General features: G+C 55.2%; 23 protein-coding genes. 10 read left to right on the top strand and 13 right to left on the bottom strand.

The features are described from left to right. Position 1: 1 nt before the first annotated feature. The 4 genes from livG to livK are packed head-to-tail and all read right to left on the bottom strand — an operon-like array spanning position 2 to position 4,130. Positions 2-769 carry a high-affinity branched-chain amino acid ABC transporter ATP-binding protein LivG gene (gene livG / locus AWR26_RS01540; protein ID WP_064563152.1) on the bottom strand — a complete coding sequence of 256 codons (768 nt, stop codon included), beginning with the start codon at positions 767-769 and terminating at the stop codon, positions 2-4. Beyond that, a complete protein-coding gene (locus AWR26_RS01535) occupies positions 766-2,043 on the bottom strand; it encodes a high-affinity branched-chain amino acid ABC transporter permease LivM (protein WP_064563150.1) in 1,278 nt (425 codons plus the stop codon). Before AWR26_RS01535 ends, livG begins: the two co-directional genes overlap by 4 nt. Continuing rightward, entirely contained in the window at positions 2,040-2,966 is a 927-nt protein-coding gene (gene livH / locus AWR26_RS01530; RefSeq protein WP_043956253.1) for a high-affinity branched-chain amino acid ABC transporter permease LivH, read from the bottom strand. Before livH ends, AWR26_RS01535 begins: the two co-directional genes overlap by 4 nt. Before the next feature lie 54 nt (positions 2,967-3,020). Next, positions 3,021-4,130, bottom strand: a complete 1,110-nt coding sequence (livK, locus tag AWR26_RS01525; RefSeq protein WP_064563148.1) for a high-affinity branched-chain amino acid ABC transporter substrate-binding protein LivK — start codon at positions 4,128-4,130, stop codon at positions 3,021-3,023. A 427-nt stretch (positions 4,131-4,557) separates the two neighbouring features. Between livK and panM the strand changes: the two genes are divergently transcribed. After that, a complete protein-coding gene (panM, locus tag AWR26_RS01520) occupies positions 4,558-4,941 on the top strand; it encodes an aspartate 1-decarboxylase autocleavage activator PanM (RefSeq protein WP_064563146.1) in 384 nt (127 codons plus the stop codon). A 181-nt stretch (positions 4,942-5,122) separates the two neighbouring features. Here the strand turns inward: panM and AWR26_RS01515 are convergent, their stop codons facing one another. Both AWR26_RS01515 and AWR26_RS01510 read right to left on the bottom strand, forming a co-directional pair. Then, positions 5,123-6,226 (bottom strand): branched-chain amino acid ABC transporter substrate-binding protein, encoded by a 1,104-nt coding sequence (locus AWR26_RS01515; protein WP_007369697.1) that lies wholly within the window; start codon positions 6,224-6,226, stop codon positions 5,123-5,125. Positions 6,227-6,467: 241 nt separating this feature from the next. Continuing rightward, the gene (locus AWR26_RS01510; protein WP_064563145.1) at positions 6,468-7,733 is read right to left on the bottom strand and encodes a 4-aminobutyrate--2-oxoglutarate transaminase; all 1,266 of its coding nucleotides are present in this window, start codon (positions 7,731-7,733) and stop codon (positions 6,468-6,470) included. A gap of 103 nt (positions 7,734-7,836) precedes the next feature. Here AWR26_RS01510 and pdxR point away from each other — a divergent pair, with 103 nt between their 5' ends. After that, complete coding sequence (gene pdxR / locus AWR26_RS01505; RefSeq protein WP_064563143.1) at positions 7,837-9,330, top strand: MocR-like pyridoxine biosynthesis transcription factor PdxR; 1,494 nt, start codon at positions 7,837-7,839, stop codon at positions 9,328-9,330. A 56-nt stretch (positions 9,331-9,386) separates the two neighbouring features. Here the strand turns inward: pdxR and rpoH are convergent, their stop codons facing one another. The 4 genes from rpoH to ftsY form a co-directional block, all read right to left on the bottom strand. Then, positions 9,387-10,244 carry an RNA polymerase sigma factor RpoH gene (gene rpoH, locus AWR26_RS01500; protein WP_007369694.1) on the bottom strand — a complete coding sequence of 286 codons (858 nt, stop codon included), beginning with the start codon at positions 10,242-10,244 and terminating at the stop codon, positions 9,387-9,389. A 270-nt stretch (positions 10,245-10,514) separates the two neighbouring features. Next, a complete protein-coding gene (ftsX, locus tag AWR26_RS01495) occupies positions 10,515-11,573 on the bottom strand; it encodes a permease-like cell division protein FtsX (RefSeq protein ID WP_064563141.1) in 1,059 nt (352 codons plus the stop codon). Then, complete coding sequence (gene ftsE / locus AWR26_RS01490) at positions 11,566-12,234, bottom strand: cell division ATP-binding protein FtsE (protein WP_064563139.1); 669 nt, start codon at positions 12,232-12,234, stop codon at positions 11,566-11,568. The genes ftsX and ftsE overlap by 8 nt, the downstream gene beginning before the upstream one ends. Positions 12,235-12,236: 2 nt before the next feature. Next, positions 12,237-13,607 carry a signal recognition particle-docking protein FtsY gene (gene ftsY, locus AWR26_RS01485; protein ID WP_064563137.1) on the bottom strand — a complete coding sequence of 457 codons (1,371 nt, stop codon included), beginning with the start codon at positions 13,605-13,607 and terminating at the stop codon, positions 12,237-12,239. 189 nt (positions 13,608-13,796) lie between these two features. Between ftsY and rsmD the strand changes: the two genes are divergently transcribed. Together rsmD and AWR26_RS01475 are read left to right on the top strand one after the other, a co-directional pair. Then, entirely contained in the window at positions 13,797-14,402 is a 606-nt protein-coding gene (rsmD, locus tag AWR26_RS01480; RefSeq protein WP_064568937.1) for a 16S rRNA (guanine(966)-N(2))-methyltransferase, read from the top strand. Beyond that, a complete protein-coding gene (locus AWR26_RS01475; RefSeq protein WP_175518634.1) occupies positions 14,392-14,661 on the top strand; it encodes a DUF1145 family protein in 270 nt (89 codons plus the stop codon). The genes rsmD and AWR26_RS01475 overlap by 11 nt, the downstream gene beginning before the upstream one ends. Before the next feature lie 24 nt (positions 14,662-14,685). On the opposite strand, the gene AWR26_RS01470 is transcribed toward AWR26_RS01475, so the two are convergent. Next, complete coding sequence (locus AWR26_RS01470) at positions 14,686-15,045, bottom strand: DUF2500 domain-containing protein (protein WP_064563132.1); 360 nt, start codon at positions 15,043-15,045, stop codon at positions 14,686-14,688. A gap of 129 nt (positions 15,046-15,174) precedes the next feature. On the opposite strand from AWR26_RS01470, the gene AWR26_RS01465 reads away from it, so the two are divergent. Next, positions 15,175-15,801, top strand: coding sequence for a lysoplasmalogenase (locus AWR26_RS01465; protein ID WP_064563130.1), 627 nt, complete (start codon positions 15,175-15,177; stop codon positions 15,799-15,801). A 75-nt stretch (positions 15,802-15,876) separates the two neighbouring features. Beyond that, the gene (gene zntA, locus AWR26_RS01460; RefSeq protein ID WP_064563128.1) at positions 15,877-18,096 is read left to right on the top strand and encodes a Zn(II)/Cd(II)/Pb(II) translocating P-type ATPase ZntA; all 2,220 of its coding nucleotides are present in this window, start codon (positions 15,877-15,879) and stop codon (positions 18,094-18,096) included. Here the strand turns inward: zntA and tusA are convergent. Continuing rightward, on the bottom strand, positions 18,093-18,338 hold the full coding sequence (gene tusA, locus AWR26_RS01455) for a sulfurtransferase TusA (protein WP_007369684.1): 246 nt from the start codon (positions 18,336-18,338) through the stop codon (positions 18,093-18,095). The genes zntA and tusA overlap by 4 nt on opposite strands. A 188-nt stretch (positions 18,339-18,526) precedes the next feature. Here tusA and AWR26_RS01450 point away from each other — a divergent pair, with 188 nt between their 5' ends. Continuing rightward, the gene (locus AWR26_RS01450) at positions 18,527-19,192 is read left to right on the top strand and encodes a 7-cyano-7-deazaguanine/7-aminomethyl-7-deazaguanine transporter (protein ID WP_007369683.1); all 666 of its coding nucleotides are present in this window, start codon (positions 18,527-18,529) and stop codon (positions 19,190-19,192) included. Positions 19,193-19,264: 72 nt separating this feature from the next. After that, positions 19,265-19,822 (top strand): DcrB family lipoprotein, encoded by a 558-nt coding sequence (locus tag AWR26_RS01445; protein WP_043956241.1) that lies wholly within the window; start codon positions 19,265-19,267, stop codon positions 19,820-19,822. Positions 19,823-19,915: 93 nt separating this feature from the next. Here the strand turns inward: AWR26_RS01445 and AWR26_RS01440 are convergent, their stop codons facing one another. Then, positions 19,916-21,112 (bottom strand): MFS transporter, encoded by a 1,197-nt coding sequence (locus tag AWR26_RS01440; protein ID WP_064563125.1) that lies wholly within the window; start codon positions 21,110-21,112, stop codon positions 19,916-19,918. A gap of 146 nt (positions 21,113-21,258) precedes the next feature. Here AWR26_RS01440 and AWR26_RS01435 point away from each other — a divergent pair, with 146 nt between their 5' ends. Both AWR26_RS01435 and AWR26_RS01430 read left to right on the top strand, forming a co-directional pair. After that, positions 21,259-22,308: an AI-2E family transporter gene (locus AWR26_RS01435; protein ID WP_064563123.1), complete on the top strand. Its 1,050-nt coding sequence runs from the start codon at positions 21,259-21,261 to the stop codon at positions 22,306-22,308. A gap of 434 nt (positions 22,309-22,742) precedes the next feature. Then, positions 22,743-23,132, top strand: a complete 390-nt coding sequence (locus AWR26_RS01430; protein WP_064563121.1) for a hypothetical protein — start codon at positions 22,743-22,745, stop codon at positions 23,130-23,132. Positions 23,133-23,182 lie beyond the last annotated feature (50 nt).

The raw sequence follows: 23,182 nt of genomic DNA, 5'->3' as shown, positions 1-23,182 counted from the left end.
CTTATGCCTCACCCAGGTATGCGCGGATCACGTCCGGATTGTTACGGATCTCTTCCGGCGTCCCGTTCGCCAGCGGCGTCCCCTGGTTCACCACATAAATCCTGTCGGAAATCCCCATCACCAGTTTCATATCGTGCTCAATCAGCAGAATGGTGGTGTTGTGGTTGTTACGCAGCTCGACGATCAATTCGTCCAGCTCTTTGGTCTCTTTCGGGTTCAGACCGGCCGCCGGTTCGTCGAGCATCAGGATCTCCGGCTGCGTTACCATGCAGCGGACGATCTCCAGACGACGCTGATCGCCGTAAGCCAGGTTACTGGCCTGGCGGTTAGCGTGGGCTAACAAACCGATACGCTCCAGCCACACTGCGGCGCGATCCAGCGCTTCACTTTGCGCGCGGCGGAACGCCGGGGTTTTCAGCAGGCCAGAAAAGACGCCGGTTTTCAGTTGCTGATGCTGGCCAACCAGCAGGTTCTCAATCACCGTCATTTCACGGAACAGGCGCACGTGCTGGAAAGTACGCACCACGCCCATCCGCGCGATTTGCTGGCCCGGCAACCCTTCGAGGTGCTTATCACGCAGCATAATGGTGCCGCCGGTCGGTTTATAGAAACCGGTCAGGCAGTTAAATACGGTGGTTTTCCCCGCACCGTTCGGACCAATCAGCGAAACGATCTCTTGTGGATGCAGATCCAGCGCGACGTTGTTCACCGCCAGCAGACCGCCGAAGCGCATCATCAGACCGTTTACGGATAACAATGGCTGACTCATGCCTGCTCTCCTTTCGCTTGCCCGTTTTTCAATTTCAACTGCGGACGGGTCATCGGCAGCAAGCCTTGCGGACGCCAAATCATCATCAGTACCATCAAACCACCCAGCATCAACATGCTGTATTCATTGAAATCACGCATCAACTCGCGGGAAACCACCAGCAGGATGGCCGCGAGAATAACCGCAAACTGTGAGCCCATACCGCCCAGCACCACGATCGCCAGCACAAAGGCAGATTCGGCAAAGGTGAAGGATTCCGGGCTGACAAAACCCTGGCGGGCAGCGAACAGCGTTCCGGCAAAACCGGCAAACGCGGCGCTGATGGTAAAAGCGGTCAGCTTGATGCGCGTCGGATTCAGGCCCAGCGAGCGGCAGGCGATTTCATCTTCACGCAGCGCTTCCCACGCGCGGCCAAGCGGCATACGCAGCAGGCGGTTAATGACAAACAGCGTGACCACAACCAGCAACAGCGCGACCAGATAGAGGAAAACCACGCGGTCGTTCGGATCATAGGACACATGGAAGAAGTTGCTGAAAGTATCCCAGCCGCCTTCACGCGCGGTACGGCTGAATTCCAGGCCGAACAGCGTCGGTTTCGGGATCTGGCTGATGCCGTTCGGGCCACCGGTAATTTCGGTGTTATTCAGCAGCAGGATACGCACGATTTCACCGAAGCCGAGCGTCACAATCGCCAGATAGTCGCCGCGCAGACGCAACACCGGGAAGCCCAGCAGGAACCCGGCAGCAGCGGAAACCAGCCCCGCCAGCGGCAGGCAGGTCCAGAAACCCAGCCCGTAATAGTGGTTCAAGAGCGCGAAGGTATAGGCACCGATGGCGTAAAAACCGCCGTAGCCCAGCACCAGCAGGCCGGAAAGCCCCACCACTACGTTCAGCCCAAGGCCGAGGATGATATAAATCATCGTCATGGTGGCGATATCCACCGTGCCGCGCGATACAACAAACGGCCACGCCACGGCGATAACCAGCAGCGCCAGCAGGAACAGTTTCTGTTTTACCGTCGAGCCATCAATTGCCGGCAGAACGAATTTCGGACCGGAAACACCGCGCAGGCTTTTCTGTAACAGCGGTCGCAGCAACTGGAAGAAAAAGACTACTGCAGTACCGATGATGATCCACTGCCAGCGGATATCCGCCGCGGTGTTCACCACCAATTTGGTGCCATCCAGCTCAAGCTGGACACCCATAAAAACGCCAGCCAGCACGAAGAACATTGCGGCGGAAAGCAGCGCCATCGCAAAATGCATCGGTTTCATACTTTTTCCACCTCCGGGCGGCCGAGGATACCGGTAGGCATCACCAGCAGCACCACGATCAACAGCGCGAACGAGACCACATCTTTATATTCCGTACTGAGATACGCAGAGCAGAGCGATTCGGTAACGCCGAGGATCAGCCCGCCGATCATCGCACCAGGAATGCTGCCAATACCGCCCAGCACCGCTGCGGTGAACGCTTTCATCCCGGCCATAAAGCCGATGTAGGGGTTGATCACGCCGTAGAACTGGCCCAGCAATACGCCAGCCACCGCCGCCATTGCGGCACCGATCACGAAGGTCAGCGCGATAACGCGGTCAGTGTTAATCCCCAGCAAGCTGGCCATTTTCAGATCTTCAGCACAGGCGCGGCAGGCGCGGCCCATACGGGAGTAGCGGATAAACAGCGTCAGCGCCAGCATCGCCACGAAAGTCACAATCCAGATCACCAACTGCATGGTGGTGATGGAAGCAGAGAAGTTTTCGCTGCTGCCGACAATCCACTGGCCGTTGAACAGGCTCGGCAGCGCCACATCGCGCGAACCTTCGGTCAGGCTGACGTAGTTTTGCAGGAAGATGGACATGCCGATGGCGGAGATCAGCGCAATCAGGCGCTTGGAGTTACGCACCGGGCGATAGGCCACCCGTTCGATGCTCCAGCCGTATGCGCTGGCGATCACGATGGCGCCAACAAAACCGGCGGCGACCAGCAGCCAGCTACTGTCGATGCCCATCATCATCAGCGCGGCGATGATCATAAAGGAGACATAACTACCGATCATGTAAACCTCGCCGTGGGCGAAGTTGATCATGCCGATAATGCCGTAAACCATGGTGTAACCAATGGCGATCAATGCATAGGTGCTTCCCAGCGTTACGCCGTTAAACATCTGCTGCACAAAATAGAGAAACTGCTCGGACATAACTTAACCTTCTTAAAACTTCCTGGGCATTGCGCCCTGGAAGCGGGATGACAGTTATTTCGCCACAGAGGACGAACCATCGGCGTGCCATTGGAAGACGCCAAACTCAAATCCTTTCAGATCGCCTTTTTCATCCCAGTTCAGCGGCCCAATCACGGTTTTAGCCCCGTTGGCTTTTAAATCTTTGATAAGCGTCAGCGGATCGTCGCTGCCGGTACGCTCCAGCGCGGTCGCCAGCGATTGCACGGCGGCGTACGTGATCCACACATATGGCCCGCTCGCATCTTTCTTCTGCGCTTTCAGGGCATCGACGATGCTCTGGTTCGCCGGATCCTGGTCATAGCGCTTCGGCATAGTCACCAGCATGCCTTCCGCCGCATTGCCCGCGATGTTAGACAAAGACGCGTTACCCACGCCTTCCGGCCCCATAAACTGGGTTTTCAGTCCACTGGCGCGCGCCTGGCGCAGCATTTGTCCCATCTCCGGGTAATAACCACCGTAGTAGACAAAATCGATATTTTCTTTTTGCAGACGGGCGATAAGCGCGGAGAAATCTTTCTCCCCGGCGGTGATGCCATCGAAGAAGACAATGTTTGCGCCGCCAGCTTTCAGCCCTTCCTGCACGGAACGCGCAAGACCTTCGCCGTACTGCTGCTTATCGTGAATAATGGCGATACGCTGTGGTTTAACCGAATTCAGAATGTATTTCGCGGCGGTCGGCCCCTGTGAAGAGTCCAGCCCGGCAGTGCGCATAATGTGCTGATAGCCGCGCTGAGTCAGTTCCGGGTTCGTCGCGCCTGGCGTGATCATCAGAATACCTTCGTCTTCGTAGATATCGGATGCAGGCTGCGTGGAGGAGGAGCAGAGATGGCCAATCACATATTTCACACCGTCGTTAACGATTTTGTTCGCGACGGCAACAGCTTGTTTCGGGTCACAGGCGTCGTCGTATTCAACAGCAACCAGTTTGTCGCCCTTGATTCCGCCTTTGGCGTTGATATCGTGGATAGCCTGGCGCGCGCCGTTAAATTCCATGTCGCCCCACTGCGCAACAGGACCGGACATCGCCCCGACAACCGCCACTTTAATATCCTTCGCCACGGCCGCGTGAGACATCGCAAGTGCAACCATTCCCGCGATTAATGTCTTCGCGTTCCTTTTCATTGTTGTAAATCCCCATTCGTGATGTCGTGTAATAATTTTGTTTTTTTATGGTTAAAAAGCATTCTGTACTTTTAATGCACAACGCTATTTTTACCAGCGCCTTTAATGGTTTAGCGCAGTTTTTTGGCAAAAACCAGACTAAATCCTCTATTTTTCAGGCGATTAAGCACAGATAATATTCTGTATTTAATCGGAGATAAACAAAAAAAGTCCCATTGCCAGCATAAAATAATGGTACATAAAGCGGAATAAATCACTACCAATCAGGTTAAAATGCTGCCTGTTTTTCGATCCCTGATGTTTCACACTGGCTGAGCGTCTGCGGCAAAATTATTCACCTGTCGAATGAAAACTAAAAAACTCTCCCTCCCCGGCCGATGAAATTGATTACACTCACACTATCTTTTGCGTTTTGGACAAGCTGTACATGAAATTGACTATCATCCGACTGGTCACTTTTACCGAGCAGGATCATATTGATTTAGCGAAAGTCTGGCCGGAATACTCCCCCGCATCCCTTGAAGTGGATGACGACCACCGCATTTATGCGGCCCGCTTTAACGATCGCCTGCTGGCCGCCGTGCGCGTAACCCTGCGCGGCACCGAAGGCGCGCTGGATTCGCTGCGCGTGCGCGATATCACCCGCCGTCGCGGCGTCGGGCAGTATCTTGTTGAAGAAGTGATTCGTGATAATCCCAGCATTACCAGTTGGTGGATTGCCGATATTGGTGTCGAAGATCGCAATGTGATGGCGGCATTCGCTCAGACGCTGGGCTTTACCGCGCAGGAAAATGGCTGGGAAAAACGATAAAAAATGCCGGGTAGCGTCTGCTTGCCCGGCATAGAAAATAACGATCTTCTGACCAGGAATTCCGTGGCGCAGGAAGGCGGCAAGTTCGCTTATCCCCGGAAGCTTACTGAAGTAAGTGACCGGGGTAAGTGAATGCAGCCAACGCATCTGCGGCGCGAAAGGCGACGGTCAGTTCATAAAATTACTTAGCGTCAGTCGCCGTACCGTTCGCGTGCCAGGTAAACACACCAAACTCAAAGCCCTTCAGATCGCCCTTCTGATCCCATGACAGCGGACCCATCACGGTATCAACAGTGTGCCCTTTCAGGTAAGTGGCAATCGCGTCCGGTTCCGCAGTCTGGTTCAGACCTGCCGCCAGAGACTGTACGGCTGCGTAGGTGGTCCACACGAATGCGCCGCTCGGATCCTGTTTCTTCGCTTTGATAGCATCAACAATCGGTTTGTTCGCCGGGATCTGATCGTAGTTCTTCGGCTTCGTCACCAGCATGCCTTCTGCTGAATCGCCCGCGATGTTAGACAGGGAGACGTTCGCTACGCCTTCCGGACCCATAAACTGAGTTTTCAGGCCAGCCGCGCGTGACTGACGCAGGATCTGACCCATTTCCGGGTGATAGCCGCCGTAGTAAACGAAATCGATGTTCTCTTTCTTCAGACGCGCCACCAGCGTGGAAAAATCTTTCTCACCGGCGGTGATACCGTCAAAGAACACCACGTTGGCGCCGCCTTTTTTCAGGCCATCCTGCACCGCACGCGCCAGACCTTCACCATACTGCTGTTTGTCGTGGATGACCGCGATGCGCTGCGGTTTCACTTTATCCAGAATGTATTTCGCCGCGGTCGGGCCCTGATCGGAATCCAGACCAGTCGTGCGCAGCGTCAGTTTGTAACCGCGCGCGGTCAGCTCCGGCGCTGTCGCCGCAGGCGTGATCATCAGAATACCTTCGTCTTCATAAATATCAGACGCAGGCTGAGTAGAAGAGGAGCACAGGTGACCGATAACATATTTGATGCCGTCGTTGACCACTTTGTTGGCTACTGCAACCGCTTGTTTCGGGTCACACGCATCGTCATATTTTACCGCTACCAGTTTGTCGCCTTTGATGCCGCCCTTCGCGTTGATGTCTGCGATAGCCTGCTCAGCGCCGGTAAATTCCTGGTCGCCATACTGCGCAACCGGACCGGACATCGCACCGACAACGGCAACTTTAATATCTTTGGCGAATGCCACGTTGCTCATTGCTAACGCAATACATCCTGCCAGTAACGCTTTGCCCTTCATTTTCATCCTGAGTTTCCCCATTGTTATGGTTATTGCATTTGTTGTGATGTTGTTATGCGGCACATTATTTTGATTACCATCATAAGCAAAGAATATGATAGTAGTTATTAGACATTCTGCCCGTGCCTTAGCAGCATACTCTGCTAAAACATACCCCATTTTTCAGAATATGGAATAACAATTTTGAAGGTTATGCGACAGAGTGATGACACGCTGTAAAAAAGCCGCCCATAAGGCGGCTGAATAATTAGCGGGTCAGCGACTGGTGGATAATATCCAGCGCTTTGCGGAACTGAACTTCCGGAATGGTTAACGGATAGAGGAAACGGATCACGTTGCCGTATATGCCGCAACTCAGCAGCAACACACCTGCCGCCAGCGCCTTATCCTGTACCTGTTTGGTAAATTCAGGCGATGGCGCGCCGGTACTGGGATCGTTAAATTCCACGGCCACCATCGAACCCTGCGCGCGGATATCCGCAATGTACGGGCACTGCGCTTTTGCCTGCGTCAGCACTTCCACCAGATGTTTGCCCAGATGGTTAGCGCGTTCACAGAGGTTTTCTTCGTCGATCACATCCAGCACCGCGTGTGCCGCAGCCACCGCCAGCGGGTTACCGGCGTAAGTGCCGCCCAGCCCGCCAGGCGCAGGCGCATCCATCACCTCTGCGCGCCCTGCTACCGCAGACAGCGGCAACCCGCCCGCCAGGCTTTTCGCCATGGTGATCAGATCCGGTTTAACATCGTAATACTCGGTCGCGAACAATTTGCCGGTACGGGCAAAGCCGCTCTGCACTTCATCAACAATCAGCAGAATGCCGTGGTTGTCGCACAGTTTGCGCAGCGCGTTCATGAAATCCGCTGGCGCCACGTTAAAGCCGCCTTCGCCCTGGACCGGCTCCAGCAGGATGGCCGCAACCTGATCCGGTGCGATATCCGCTTTAAAGATGCGTTCGAGACTTTTCAGCGCATCTTCGGTACTGACGCCGTGCAGCGCATTCGGATACTGCGCGTGGTAAATCGAGCCGGGGAACGGACCAAACCCGATTTTGTACGGTGCGACTTTCCCGGTCAGCGCCATGGTCATAAACGTACGACCATGAAAACCGCCGCCGAAGGTAATCACGCCAGCGCGTTTGGTGTAAGCACGGGCAATTTTCACCGCGTTCTCCACCGCTTCCGCGCCGGTTGAGAAAAACGCCGTTTTCGCTGGGCCATCAACTGGCACGCGGTCATTAATACGTTCCGCCAGCGAAACATAGCTTTCGTAAGGAACGATTTGGTAAGCGGTGTGCGTAAATGCCTGCAACTGCTTTTCCACTGCGGCCATCACTTTCGGGTGACGATGCCCGGTGTTAAGTACTGCGATACCAGCGGCAAAGTCGATGACCTCATTGCCCTCGACATCCCACAATGTGGCGTTTTCTGCTTTTTCCGCATAAAAGCCGCACATCACTCCAATACCGCGCGGCGTCGCCTGTAAACGGCGCTGATGTAGTTCGTTATTCTTCACCTGATTACCCTCGTCTGTGTTCGTTGTTGCTGCGTCTGTTGTGAAAACATGACATAAGTGGTTCTATAATCGAGTACCAGTTTTGAATAATTGAGGGATCCAATTGCGCTCACTCGTCTCTGACTTGCTGCAGCTGCGTCTGGACGAGCAGCACGAAGGCAAGCTGCATAAGAAATTATATAACGCGATTCGCCTGTCGATACTCGACGGTAGCCTGCCGACACAAAGCCGCCTGCCGCCGAGCCGCGATCTAGCCGCGCAACTGAATCTGTCGCGCAATACGGTGCTGACGGTGTATGAGCAGCTACTGGCCGAAGGCTATGTTGTTTCCCGTACCGGCAGCGGCACCTTTGTGGCCGGCACCGTCCCGGACAGCCTGCTTTCCGCGCCCATGACAGCGGGCGAAAAACTCAGCGCCAGCCTGCCTTCACAGCTTTCCGCCCGCGGTCAGCATCTGCTGAGCCACAGCAATGCCAGCGCGCGCCAGTGGGGCGCGTTTCTGCCTGGCGTCCCGGATATCAACGCGTTCCCGCATGCGCTGTTGCGAAAAATACAGTCTCGCGTAAGTCGAAAACCGCAGGCAATACAGCTTTCTTATAGCAACGCTGGCGGCAGCATCGCGCTGCAGCAGGCGCTGGTGGAGTATTTGCGGGTCACGCGATCGGTTCGCTGTAGCGCGGAGCAGATCCTGATTACGGAAGGCATTCATCAGGCCATCGATCTGGTATCGCGCATGCTGTGCAATCCGGGCGATCTGGCGTGGATTGAGGAGCCAGCCTACTGGGGAATTCGTAATGTGCTGGCGGTAAATGGCGTTAACTTGCAGGCCATCGAAGTTGACAGATCCGGGATGAACCCGCCGGAACCAGGCGATGTGCCGCCGAAACTCATTTTCGTCACGCCCTCGCACCAGTATCCGCTGGGCTGCGTGATGAGTCTGGAACGCCGCCAGCGGCTATTAGCGCTGGCGCGGCAAACCGGTAGCTGGATTATTGAGGATGATTACGACAGCGAATTTCGCTTCTCGGGCCAGCCCATTCCCGCTTTGCAGGGGTTGGTGGACAATGCGCCGGTGATTTATACCGGTACGTTCAGTAAAACGCTCTACCCTGGGCTGCGGCTCGGTTATCTGGTGTTGCCGCGTCCGCTGATGCAGGCGCTTAAAACTGCGCATGCCGAACTCTATCGCGGCGGGCGTTTGCTGGATCAGGAAGCGCTGGCGCAGTTTATCCGTGAGGGGCATTACACGGCGCATATCCGCCGGATGCGGTTGCTGTACGCCCGACGCCGCGCGCGGCTGGCGCAACTTATCACCGATTATCTTGGCAAAGAGGCGCTTAGCGAGTTTAACGATAATGCCGGGCTGCATCTGGTGCTGTCGTTGCCTGCTACCTGCGATGACGTGGCGCTGGCGCAAACGGCTAACGCGCGTGGCATTCTGGTGCGGCCGCTTTCGCGTTATTACAGCGGCGACACGCCAGCGCGCGGCCTGTTGATGGGATTTGCAGCGATGGAGGAAGAGGAGATGGAGCCGGTGTTTGCCGGGCTTGCAGAACTGATACGCGAAGCGCCGGGAAGCAAAAACGCAGCGCGTTAAAAAAAACAAAAAGCCGGGCGAGGCTTGCGCCGACCCGGCTTGTTCACTGCTTACGCTTACGCTTCGATAGCAGCGCGCAGTTTTTTCATCGCGTTCTTTTCCAACTGTCGTACGCGCTCGGCGGAAACGCCGTAGCGGTCGGCCAGCTCCTGCAGCGTGGACTTGTTCTCTTCGTCCAGCCAGCGGGCGCGGATGATCTGCTGGCTGCGTTCGTCCAGCCCTTTCATTGCGTCGGTCAGCTTGTTAGCGGCCTGCTCTTCCCAGTTGTCGTCTTCAATGCCATCGGCAAAGTTCGACGATTTATCCTGCAAATAGAGCACCGGAGCCATCGGCTGGCTGTCCTGGGCGTCATCGTCCGGGGACATATCAAACGTCATGTCCTGCGCCGCCATACGCGATTCCATTTCACGCACGTCTTTGCTGGTCACACCCAGTTCACGGGCCACCATTTCGACTTCGTCCTGGTTAAACCAGCCCAGACGCTGTTTCGCTTTACGCAGATTAAAGAACAGTTTGCGCTGTGCTTTGGTGGTTGCCACTTTCACGATACGCCAGTTGCGCAGCACATACTCGTGGATCTCAGCTTTGATCCAGTGCACGGCGAAGGAAACCAGTCGCACACCCACTTCCGGGTTGAAGCGACGCACAGCTTTCATCAGGCCGATATTACCTTCCTGGATAAGATCCGCCTGCGGCAGACCATAGCCCGAGTAATTACGAGCAATATGAACAACAAAGCGCAGGTGAGACAGAATCAGCTTTTTCGCTGCTTCCAGATCGCCCTGGTAATGCAGCTTTTCAGCCAGTGCCCGCTCTTCATCAGCCGTCAACATCGGCCATGCGTTAGCGGCCCGGACGTAAGATTCCAGGTTACCAACAGGGGCTAAAGCTAAAGTTTGCATTTCTTTGGTCATTCAAATCCTCTCAATTTACTTTCCACTGGCGGCGGTCTGTCCCCATCAGGCAACAAACATGCCAGTCCTTATGAGCAACGAGATTAGCATTCACACTTTTATCAGACAGTGATTTTATCCACAAGTTCCATGTCGCCTTGTGAATAAATTACGCACAAATTGTGACAACTGGATGAAAAAGCCGGTGCAAGGAAAACATCAGAAAGGGGCGATACGCTTTCCCTGCTACGGGAATACTTCATTGCAGGGAAAGAGTATACCAGAGTTTTTTTAATCGGGAGTAAAGTGACGTAAATGTTGCACCGTCGCCAGCCAGGCAGCTATCCAACCGATCATCGAACAGACCAGCAGCAGCAATAAGCACTCGTCAAAAGACAAGCCGCTTAGCTCGAACTGCGTGCCGAACACTTTCGCCACTTCGGTAACCGCCGAGGAGAGCCGCATCACCAGAATCTCCGACAGGATCAGCGATAAAAACGCGCCGGAGAAGCCGAGCAACGCGCCGCCATACAGGAACGGGCGCAGGATAAAACCGTCCGTTGCGCCGATCAATTTCTGCACGTTGATGGTATCGCGGCGGGCAAAAATACTCAGCCGCACGCTGTTGCCGATAACCAGGAAGACGGCCGCCACCATCAGTACGCCGATCATCGCCGACACGCGCCCGACCAGCCCGGTCAGCGACGCCAGACGCGCAAACCAGCTATCGTCCATACGCACTTCATCAATGCCCTGGAGATGAGAGATGCGATCGCGCAGCGTATTCAGCGAATCCGTGCTCTGAAAATCCAGTTTCGGAACCACTACCGCCACGGCGGGCAGCGGGTTCTCTTCCAGCATATCCAGCGCACCGCCAAACCCGGACCAGTTACGGAACTCGCCAAGCGCATCTTCGCGGGAAAGATAGTTCACCTTCTCCACGCCCTGTTCGGACTGGAGCTGGGCCACCACCTGCTGAGCGGCGTTATCATCCAGCGTTTTGTCGAAATAGACGGTGATTTGCGGCGACGGATAGTACTGCGACGCTGCCTGGTTGACGTTTTTGTAGACCATATAGCAAACGCTCGGCAGCGTCAGCGAGATGGCAATCACCATCACCGTCAGGAACGTCGCCAGCGGTTTGCTTTTCAGATCCTGCAACGCGCCGTGCCAGGCATAGCGAACCTGCTCGTTAAACACATTGGTTTTACGTGATGGCGGTTTGTTTGTCGCTTTGCCACGTCGTGGAGTACTGCGATTACCCTCGCCGGAGCCAGCGGCGGATTTACGGAAACGGTCAAGCCGGCTGCTAAACTGCCGGATATGATTTAATGCGTCGCGCTTATTCACCCGCCTGGCCTCCATGCAAATGGCCATCGCTCAGGGTCAGCATGCGGTACGAACGCCGGGAAATCAGCCCCAGATCGTGGGTCGCCATCAGTACCGTAACCCCAACGCGGTTAAACTCTTCAAACAGACGTAAAATCCCTTCCGACAAAGCGTCGTCCAGGTTACCGGTCGGTTCATCTGCCAGCAGCACAGCCGGTTTATTCACTACCGCGCGGGCAATGCCGACGCGCTGCTGTTCACCGCCGGAAAGCTGAATCGGGAAGCTTTTCGCTTTATCAAGCAGCCCGACCTTATCCAGCGCCGCCGACACACGACGACGAATATCATCACCGCTCGCGCCAGCGATGATCAGCGGAATCGCCACGTTGTCATACACGGTGCGATCCATCAACAGATGGTGATCCTGAAAAATCATGCCGATCTGGCGACGCAAAAATGGCACTTCACGGTTCTTCAGACGGCTAATGTCGTGGCCGCTGAACAGGATTTTCCCGGTGCTTGGCCGCTCAATCCCACAGATAAGCTTCAGCAGGGTACTTTTCCCCGCGCCGGAGTGCCCGGTCAGAAAGGCCATCTCGCCTGGTTGCAGGTGGAATGTCACCCCCTGCAACGCTTGTCTCCCACCGAGATAGGCTTTGCTGACATGTTCAAAGCGAATCATTGTTAATCCTCTCGGGCAAAAAGCGCCTCAATAAAATCGCCCGCGTTAAACGGACGCAGATCTTCGATACGTTCGCCGACACCAATGTAGCGGATCGGAATACCGAACTGATCCGCCACCGAGAAAATCACGCCGCCTTTGGCGGTGCCGTCGAGTTTGGTCAGCGTGATGCCGGTAAGACCCACAGCTTCGTGGAACAGTTTGGCCTGGCTTATCGCATTTTGCCCGGTGCTGGCATCAATCGTCAGCATCACTTCATGGGGAGCATCCTCGTCCAGCTTTTTCATGACGCGGACAATTTTCTTCAGCTCTTCCATCAAATGCGATTTGTTCTGCAAACGCCCGGCGGTATCGGCAATCAGCACATCAATATTGCGCGCTTTCGCCGCCTGAATGGCGTCAAAAATGACCGAAGCGGAATCCGCGCCGGTATGCTGGGCAATCACCGGAATATTGTTGCGCTGGCCCCAAACCTGCAACTGCTCAACCGCTGCCGCGCGGAAGGTGTCGCCCGCCGCCAGCATCACCGATTTGCCCTGCTGCTCAAACTGACGCGCCAGCTTGCCGATGGTGGTGGTTTTACCCACGCCGTTAACGCCAACCATCAAAATAACAAACGGCGTTTTGCCTTCAATATTCAGCGGCTCATCAACCTTCGCGAGGATGTCGCTCATTTCCTCTTTCAGCAAACCATAAAGTGCTTCCGCATCGCGAAGCTGCTTACGGCTTGCGCCTTCCGTCAGGTTGGTGATGATTCTGCGCGTGGTCTCAACGCCAACATCCGCAATCAGCAGTTGCTCTTCCAGCTCTTCAAACAGATCATCATCGATTTTTTTACCGCGAAACAGACTGATAAATCCGGAACCCAGATTTTCTTTTGTTTTCAGCAAACTGCGTTTCAGACGAGCGAAGAAACCCTCTTTTGTCGGTTTCTCTTGCTCCTGCACCGCGTCCTCCGGCGGCACAACCATCACCGCTTCTTCCGCGGCTTCCGCCGCCAGCGCCTGCGCGTCCAGCTCTTCATCGCTCAGCGGCGCATCTTCTTCTACCAGCGGTTCAGCTTCCGTCTGCCACTCTTCCGCGCCGATCTCCTGCTCTGCGACCTCTTCCGGCAGCGGCAGTTCTTCATGTTCAACCTGAAGCGCCTGCTCTTCGACGACGGGCTCCGGCTGCGCCTCTTCGTGCGCCAGCTGTTCGCTGACCTCAACGACCTCTTCGGCAAATTTTTCGCTGTCGGCGGCAGGTTCAGTTGCCGGTGTCTCTTCGACCGGCTGCTCAGTTACCTGCTGTGGTTCGGTTTGCGCCTCTTCGGCCTGTTCTTTCTGCCCAAAGCCGAGCCAGGAAAAAAAGCCACGTTTCTTCTCATTTGCCATTGGCGACTACACTCCCGCTGTTGATTCATGGCGCAGCCCGTCTTACATGACAGGGACTGAAAACATTTGTTAATTAGTCGGATAGTCTAACACTTTCCGCAACTCGCATCACGGCCTGAGGATTAGGGTTTAACGTCCTTCGTCAGACCGCTAGAATAGCAGGCCGAAATGATGAGCAAAGCGAAAACCATGAAGAAACCTAACCGTGCCGCGAGCGGCCAGATACGCATTATTGGCGGGCAGTGGCGGGGCCGCAAATTACCGGTTCCGGATAGCCCCGGCCTGCGTCCAACCACCGATCGCGTGCGGGAAACCTTATTCAACTGGCTGGCGCCATCGATGGTTGATGCGCACTGTCTTGATTGCTTTGCCGGAAGTGGCGCATTAGGGCTGGAAGCGCTCTCGCGCTACGCCGCCAGTGCGACCCTGCTGGAAATGGAGCGCAGCGTCGCGCAGCAGTTACAGCAAAATCTGGCGACGCTAAAAGCCGTCAACGCCAAAGTGGTGAATACCAATACGCTGGCCTATTTAGCAGGCCAGGGCACGCCGCACACCATTGCCTTTATCGACCCGCCGTTCCGTAAGGGGATGCTGGAAGAGACAGTCCGCCTGCTGGAAAACAACGGCTGGCTCGCCGATGACGCATTAATTTATATCGAAAGTGAAGTCGAAAATGGCTTACCGCCGGTGCCAGCGCACTGGCTTCTGCACCGGGAGAAAGTCGCGGGCCAGGTCGCGTATCGTTTATATCACCGCGAAGCACCACAAGGAGAGAAGCATGCCGCTGCTGATTAATCTGGGACGCCTGCTGATGCTTTGCGTCTGGGTCTTTCTGCTCTGGAACCTGATCCAGCCGTTTCCGCGCCCGTTGAACATTTTCGTCAACGTCGCGCTGGTCTTTACCGTTTTCATGCATGCCTTACAGGCGACCATGCTGAAAACCGCGCTGCCGAAAGAGGGCCCGCAAATGAGCAAGGCTGAACAGATCCGCATTTTCCTGTTCGGCGTGTTTGAGCTATTGATTTGGCAGAAAAAACTGAAAGCGAAGAAGTAATGTTATAGCCCGGAAGCGTCGCGCTTATCGGGCTTGTTCAAAGCCGACAAAACGCGAGCCTTTATAGCTCAGTACGCCTTTATCACCGACCGTCAGCGCATGATATTGCTGCGCATCGACGCGGAAAACCATCTCCAGCCCACCGCTTTGTGGTTTGAAACGCGCTTCATAACGCATGGCGCTGCCCGCCGGGATCTCCTGCTGCTGACGCGTGCGGCGATCGTTGAGCGGTTTTTCCCGCTTACTGCTCACCACCACGTTTTTTTGCTGTAACGGAGCGGCATCGTTTTCCGCCTTTTCCCGCCGCTGTTGAACATAGCGAAAAGAAGCGAGTATGACGATCAAGCCAATGACAAGAATGAAAAAAAGCGGTGGTTTACTCATGGCTGCACCCTGTCAGAAAAAGCGGAATTGAGCTTATCGCGGGTGAAATAGCATTGTCATCCTCCTTTTTCCGCCACTACACTGAACAGGAGAGATTTACGCAACAATAACAGATACAGGGACTTAATTATGCTGTGGTCATTTATCGCTGTCTGTTTGTCCGGCTGGTTGTATGTCGATGCGTCTTATCGCGGCCCGACCTGGCAGCGCTGGGTTTTTAAACCCGTTACCCTACTGCTCCTGCTGTTACTGGCCTGGCAAGCGCCGATGTTCGACGCCATCAGTTATCTGGTGCTGGCTGGCCTCTGCGCCTCGCTGGTGGGTGATGCGCTAACTTTGCTGCCGCGGCAAAAAATGCTCTACGCCATCGGCGCTTTTTTCCTCGCCCATCTGCTTTACACCATCTACTTCGCCAGCCAGATGACCCTCTCCTTTTTCTGGCCGTTGCCGGTGGTGTTGCTGATTATTGGCGCGTTGCTGTTAGCAGTGATCTGGACGCGCCTCGAAGAGCTGCGCATGGCCGTATGTGCCTTTATCGCCATGACGCTGGTGATGGTCTGGCTGGCGGGCGAACTGTGGTTCTTCCGCCCTACCAGCCCTGCGCTGTCGGCGTTTGTCGGTGCGGCGTTGCTGCTGCTCGGCAATATTGTCTGGCTGGGGAGCCACTACCGTAAACGCTTCCGTGCCGATAATGCCATCGCTTCGGCTTGCTACTTCGCCGGACATTTTCTGATCGTCCGTTCGCTGTATATTTAAAAGGCTTGACTCTGGAGTCGACTCCAGAGTGTATCCTCCGGTTAATGAGAAAATTATCATTCACCGGAGGATGCCATGCCGACCCCCACTTCGCCCGCCGACACGAAAAAAGCCCCACAGTTTGCGGCCATTAAACTGCGCCCGTTGCCGGAGAAACCGCAATCCTGCTGCGCTGATGGTGCCTGCGAAAGCAAGGTGCAACCGGTGCTGAGCGCGGAAGGCGAACGCTATAGCTGGCTGGTTTCTGGTATGGACTGCGCCGCCTGCGCCCGCAAAGTGGAAAATGCCGTCCGCCAGGTTGAAGGCATTGGCCAGGTGCAGGTGACTTTTGCGACAGAAAAACTGATCGTTGTCGCCGATGGCGATGTGCGCGAACGCGTCGAGCAGGCCGTTCAGCAGGCTGGCTACCAGCTACGCAGCGAGAACAGCACGCCCGAGCCCGCCCCTTCGCGGTTGCGGGAAAATCTGCCGCTGATTGTTCTGATGGTAATGATGGCGCTCAGTTGGGCGCTTGAGCAGTTCAACCATCCCTTTGGCCAGACGGCTTTTGTCGCCACCACGCTGGTCGGCCTGTGGCCGATTGCCCGCCAGGCGCTGCGCTTAATCAAAAGCGGTAGCTGGTTTGCTATTGAAACGTTGATGAGCGTGGCGGCGATTGGCGCCCTGTTTATTGGCGCAACGGCGGAAGCAGCGATGGTATTGCTGCTATTTTTGATTGGCGAACGTCTTGAAGGCTGGGCGGCCAGCCGCGCACGTCGCGGCGTCAGCGCACTGATGGCGCTAAAACCGGATACCGCCATCCGCTTGCGTAACGGTGAGCGCCAGACGGTCGCCGCCAGCGAGTTACAGCCGGGTGATACCATTGAAGTGCCTGCGGGTGGGCGTTTACCCGCGGACGGCAAGCTGGTGTCGGCATTTGCCAGTTTTGATGAAAGTGCCTTAACCGGCGAATCGGTACCGGTGGAGCGCACTTGCGGCGAATCAGTACCGGCCGGTGCCACCAGCGTCGATCGGCTGGTGACGCTGGAAGTGGTATCGAAGCCCGGCGAAAACGCTATCGACCGTATCCTCAAGCTGATTGAAGAAGCCGAAGAGCGTCGCGCGCCAATTGAACGCTTTATCGATCGCTTTAGCCGCATCTATACACCGGCGATTATGGCAGTAGCGCTGCTGGTCGCAGTTATACCGCCGCTGCTGTTCGCTGCGCCGTGGTTACCGTGGATCTACAAAGGGCTGGCATTGCTGTTGATTGGTTGCCCGTGCGCGCTGGTGATCTCTACACCAGCCGCCATTACTTCCGGGCTGGCTGTCGCCGCACGGCGTGGCGCGTTAATCAAAGGCGGTGCGGCGCTGGAGCAACTTGGTCGCATCCGCCAGGTAGCCTTTGATAAAACCGGCACGCTGACCATTGGCAAACCGCAGGTTGTCGCGGTCACGCCGCTGGCGGGGATTGACGAAGCGGAACTGCTGGCGCTCAGCGCCGCCGTTGAACAGGGTTCCACTCACCCGCTGGCGCAGGCTGTTGTAAAGGAAGCACAGCGCCGCCAGTTGCCGATTCCGACGGCGCAAGCACAGAGAACGCTGGCCGGAAAAGGGATCGAAGCACAGATTGACGGGCAATATATTCGCATCAGCGCACCGGATAAACTGTCGCAAGGAATGCCAGCGAGCGCGCTGTTAGCGCATATTCATCAGCAGGAGAGCCTCGGCCAGACCGTTATTGTGGTTGAGCGCGATGGCGAAGCGATTGGCACGCTGGCGCTGCAGGATACGCTGCGCGATGACGCCAAAGAAGCGGTTGCCGCGCTGCATGCGCTGGGCGTTCAGGGCGTGATCCTGACCGGAGATAACCCGCGCGCGGCGGCGGCAATCGCCGGGGAGCTGGGGCTGGATTTCCGCGCCGGACTGTTGCCGGAAGATAAAGTGCAGGCGGTACAGGCGCTGAATCAGCGTTCACCGCTGGCGATGGTAGGCGATGGCATCAACGATGCGCCCGCCATGAAAGCCTCAACCATCGGGATTGCGATGGGCAGCGGCACCGATGTGGCGCTGGAAACGGCGGACGCGGCATTAACGCATAACCGCCTGATTGGCATTGGGCAGATGATCCGCCTGGCGCGTGCGACGCATAACAACATTCGCCAGAACATTGCCATGGCGCTGGGTTTGAAAGCTATCTTTCTGCTGACGACGCTGCTGGGAATGACCGGGCTGTGGCTGGCCGTGTTGGCGGATACCGGCGCAACGGTGCTGGTGACAGCCAATGCGTTGCGCCTGTTACGCAGCAAAGATTAGTGGCTTTTACGCACCACGTACCGATACGGCAGTGATTCGGTTTGCCCGGCGACCAGCTCGTGTTCCATAAAACGGCAAAAGCCGGGAATATCGCGGGTGGTTGCCGGATCGTCGGCGATAATCAGCAATGTTTCGCCAACCTGCATATTGCGCACGGTTTTGCGCACCATCATTACCGGCTCCGGGCAGCGTAAACCCTGCGCATCCAGCGTATGGTCAGCAGTGGAAAAGAAATCGGTCATCTTCATCTCGCAAGGGAAAAAACCGCATTAGTTTACGCCGCCTTTTTTGTGACGCAAGCAAGGTTAACGATTGCGTTAAAATTAACCATTGCATCCGGCAATAGTTGCAGTATCATGCGGCGGCTCTGCGTGGCAGAGCACAAAAAAGTACTGGGTTCCCTCACCCCATTTACCAAAAAGGTCACAATATGACGCAATTTTCATCCTCTCAGCGCATGAAAGCGCTGGTCTGGCTTTCGCTTTTTCATCTGCTGGTGATTATCTCCAGTAACTATCTGGTGCAGCTGCCTGTCGCCATTTTTGGTTTCCAGACCACCTGGGGCGCATTCAGTTTCCCGTTTATTTTCCTCGCGACAGATTTAACCGTGCGCATTTTCGGCGCACCGCTGGCAAGACGTATTATTTTCGCCGTGATGGTGCCCGCGCTGCTGGCCTCTTACGTAATCTCTTCGCTGTTCTATATGGGAAGCTGGCAGGGTTTTGGCGCGCTGGCGCATTTCAACCTGTTTGTCGCCCGTATCGCCAGCGCCAGCTTTATGGCCTATGCGCTGGGGCAAATTCTCGACGTGCATGTGTTTAACCGCCTGCGTCAGAATCGCCGCTGGTGGCTTGCGCCTGCGGCTTCCACCGTATTCGGAAACGCCAGCGACACCGTTGCGTTCTTCTTTATTGCTTTCTGGCGCAGCCCGGATGCGTTTATGGCGCAGCACTGGACGGAAATCGCGCTGGTGGATTACAGCTTTAAAGTGCTTATCAGCATTGCCTTCTTCCTGCCGATGTATGGTGTGTTGTTGAATATGTTACTGAAAAGGCTGGCAGACAAATCTGAAATTAACGCGTTGCAGGCCAGTTAAGAGTACCGCTAAGCAGATGTGATAAGATGGAGCGCTGAGCCGTTATGGCTGTTTATTGAAAGGAAGAAGTCAATGCGCAATCTGGTTAAATATGTCGGTATTGGCCTGCTGGTCGTCGGGCTGGCTGCCTGTGATAACAGCGACAGCAAGAAGCCGGTTCAGGCCGCTTCGGCTGAAAGCAATGCAACGGGCCAGCCGGTAACGCTGCTTGACGGCAAACTCAGCTTCTCGCTGCCGGCGGATATGACCGATCAGAGCGGCAAGCTGGGCACCCAGTCTAATAATATGCACGTCTACTCCGACGCCACCGGCCAGAAAGCGGTGATCGTCATCGTTGGCGACAACACGCAGGAAGATTTAGCGGCGCTGGCGAAACGCCTGGAAGATCAACAGCGTGGTCGCGACCCGCAGTTGCAGGTTGTGACCAATAAAGCGATTGAGATCAAAGGCCAGACGCTGCAACAACTCGACAGTATTATCTCGGCTAAAGGTCAGACGGCCTGGTCTTCCGTGGTGCTGGGCAAAGTGGATAATAAACTGCTGACCTTGCAGGTCACGCTGCCGGCGGATAACCAGCAGCAGGCGCAAACCGCCGCAGAAAACATCATCAATACCATCGTGGTGAAATAATCTCGCTGCGAGGGGTAACAAGGGAACCTGCAGGTTCCCTTTTTTATTGCCGGATGGCACTGTCGGCCCGATAAACAAAACGCTAGCGGGTAATCATCCCACCAACACCGGCTTTTGTTTTAATCGCCAGGCCAGCAGCAAGGCGATTGCCACCAGCCCTGCCGCCGCCAGATAAATCGACGACACGCCCGCCCATGCCATCAGCAACCCTGCCAGCGGGCCGGTAATACCCAGCGACAAATCCATAAACACCGTATAGGTCGCCAGCGCAGAGCCCTGGTTATTCTGCGGTACCGCTTTCACGGCTACGACACCCAACGCCGGGAACACCAGCGAGAAACCGGCACCGGCAAGGAATACACCGAGTTTTGCCATCCACGGCTCTACCGCCAGCCCCACCAGTACCAGGCCGAGCGTTTCGACCACAAAACAGATCATCGATACATTCAGGCCGCCAAAACGGTTGATGCCGTTAGGGAACAGCAAACGTGCGCCAACAAACGCACAGCTAAACAGCGTCAGGGCAAATGCCGCGCCGTCCCAGCCTTTGGCCGCGTAATAGAGCGTGATGAAGGTCGCTATCACGCCAAACCCTGCCGAACCCAGCGCCAGTGCCATGCCGTACAGCCAGACGCGCCCCAGCACTGCGCGAAACGGTAGTGGTTTGCCTTTGCTGGCCTTCACCCTCGCTCGCGGTAATGCCAGCACAATCGCCAGCAACGCAATGCCCATAATGGTTAATGACAGCCCCTGTAACCCGCCATAGCGGTAGCAGAGGACGCCGAGCGGCGCACCCAGCGCCATTGCGCCGTAGGTGGCAATCCCATTCCACGAGATCACGCGACCAATATGAATGGAGCCAACAACGCCCACGCCCCACAACGTCGCGCCGGTTCCGGCAAAGCTCTGACCGATACCCAAAATCACACGCCCGAGGCACAACAACACCAGGCTTAATATGCCAGGGCTGCTGCCCATTGCCGCCAGCAAATAACTGAGACCGCTAAGAAAGGCACCGCACAGACCAAAGATAACGACCTTTTTCGGTCCCAATAAATCGGCATAGCGCCCGGCATGCGGTCGGCTGAGCAGCGTGGCGAAATATTGCAGGCTGATCACTAACCCGGCCCAGAAGGCGCTATAGCCCATCACATCATGGACATAGCCAGGCAGAACCGCCAGCGGCAGTCCAATGGTGAGATAACTGGCAAAGTTAAAAATAACGACGGACAAAATCCGCAGATTGAGGCGCAATCCGCTAAGCGCCGGTTCAGCGGCATTTTCAGGCATGAAGTTTGACCCAGAGATTCACAACAGTGTTTCACTATTATCACGTCAGGGCGCAGAAATCAGCACCCACTTTAAGAATATCTCTGTCGGGCGAAGACGTTACGGAGCACTACACTTAACGGGCATGATGACAAAAGGAATGCCGAATGACACAACCTCAACCGGACCAGGCAGGTCTTCATATTCTGTTAAAACTGGCAGCACTGGTGGTGATCCTTGCCGGGATCCATGCCGCCGCTGATATTATTGTGCAACTGTTGCTGGCGCTCTTTTTCGCCATCGTCCTTAACCCACTGGTGAGCTGGTTTATTCGCCGCGGCCTGAAACGCCCGGTCGCCATTGCAATTGTGGTGCTGGTGATGCTGATTTTCCTCACCGCGCTGTTCGCGGTGCTTGCCGCATCGGTGAATGACTTTATGACCCTGCTGCCGAAATACAATCGCGAGTTCACGCGCAAATTTCTCCAGTTGCAGGATGCCATGCCGTTTCTCCGGCTGCATATGTCGCCAGAGCGCATGCTGCAGCGCATGGATTCCGATCGGGTAATGACTTTCGCAACGTCCATGGCGACCCAGCTATCGAACGCGATGGCCAGCATTGTGCTACTGGTGATGACCGTGGTGTTTATGCTGTTTGAAGTTCGCCACGTTCCCTACAAAATGCGTTTTGCTCTGACCAACCCGCAGGTGCATATTGCCGGGCTGCACCGCGCGTTAAAAGGCGTCTCTCACTATCTGGCGCTGAAAACGCTGCTCAGCGTCTGGACCGGTCTGATTGTCTGGCTGGGGCTGGTGTTACTGGATATTCAGTTTGCGTTAATGTGGGGCGTGCTGGCTTTTCTGCTCAACTATGTCCCCAATATCGGCTCGGTGCTCTCCGCGATCCCGCCGATGATTCAGGCGCTGCTGTTCAATGGCGCTTATGAATGCTTGCTGGTTGGCGTGCTGTTCCTGGTGGTGCATATGGTGATTGGCAACATTCTTGAGCCGCGCATGATGGGCCACCGTCTCGGGATGTCCACGCTGGTGGTGTTCCTGTCATTGTTAATTTGGGGATGGCTGCTCGGCCCGATCGGTATGCTCCTGTCAGTACCGCTGACCAGCGTCTGTAAGATCTGGATGGAAACCACCACCGGTGGCAGCAAGCTGGCGATTTTACTGGGGCCAGGCAGACCGAAAAGCCGCCTGCCCGGGTAAAGTGTCTACCAATGGGGCGATTTTTATATCTGTAGTCCCGGTTACTAATATGGAGAAAATAAAAACGCCCAGGTTCTTATGGGCGTTTTTATTTTTAAATCCCGCATAAGATAAATCGCAAAAATTTACCTTAAGATGACATAATAAATATAACAAATATATAACGTAATTAAATAGACACTTATTAACCAGGAAACTCAGCAGCCCTCTATTCTACTAACCTTTGGGGTTCTCATCCCTTAATAAAAGCTACCGTTGCGCAAAACATAATGGTATTTTACTCCCGTGAATTCATGCGCGTTCTGTAAAGTCATATGATTCCATCATAAAAATCAAGGTAGTCTCATTTACCTTCAGAACAACATCATTATTTCGCCTTAGCTTACGATATTAAATGTGTCACCAATCTTATATTTATTTGATACGGAGTTCTCATGAAAAAGATTGTTCAATTACTGACTGCGATTGCTGTCGTAGGTGCGCTGACGGGCTGCGCGCGTACAACCAGCATTCATAATATTAACACTCCGGTCAGTGCGGGCCATTCTCAGGCGCAGGTTCGTGCTGCGATTCTGAAAGCGGGTCAACAACGCCAGTGGATCATGACCGATGCGGGCCCAGGCGTAATCAAAGGCCGTATGCAAAGTCGCGACCATGTTGCAGAAATTCGCATTAACTACTCGGCAAACAGCTATTCAATAAACTACGAAAATAGCCTGAATCTGAAAGCCTCGGACGGTAAAATTCATAAGAATTACAACCGCTGGGTTAACAACCTCGACAAAGATATTCAGCTGAATTTGTCTGCAGGCGCTGCGCTTTAATTGTCATTCTGCCTAAAGTCGGACCGGGAACGGTCCGATAATCAATGTGC

Source organism: Kosakonia oryzae (genome assembly GCF_001658025.2).
Taxonomy (GTDB): domain Bacteria; phylum Pseudomonadota; class Gammaproteobacteria; order Enterobacterales; family Enterobacteriaceae; genus Kosakonia; species Kosakonia oryzae.
This window is presented reverse-complemented; position numbering and strand designations above follow the sequence as displayed.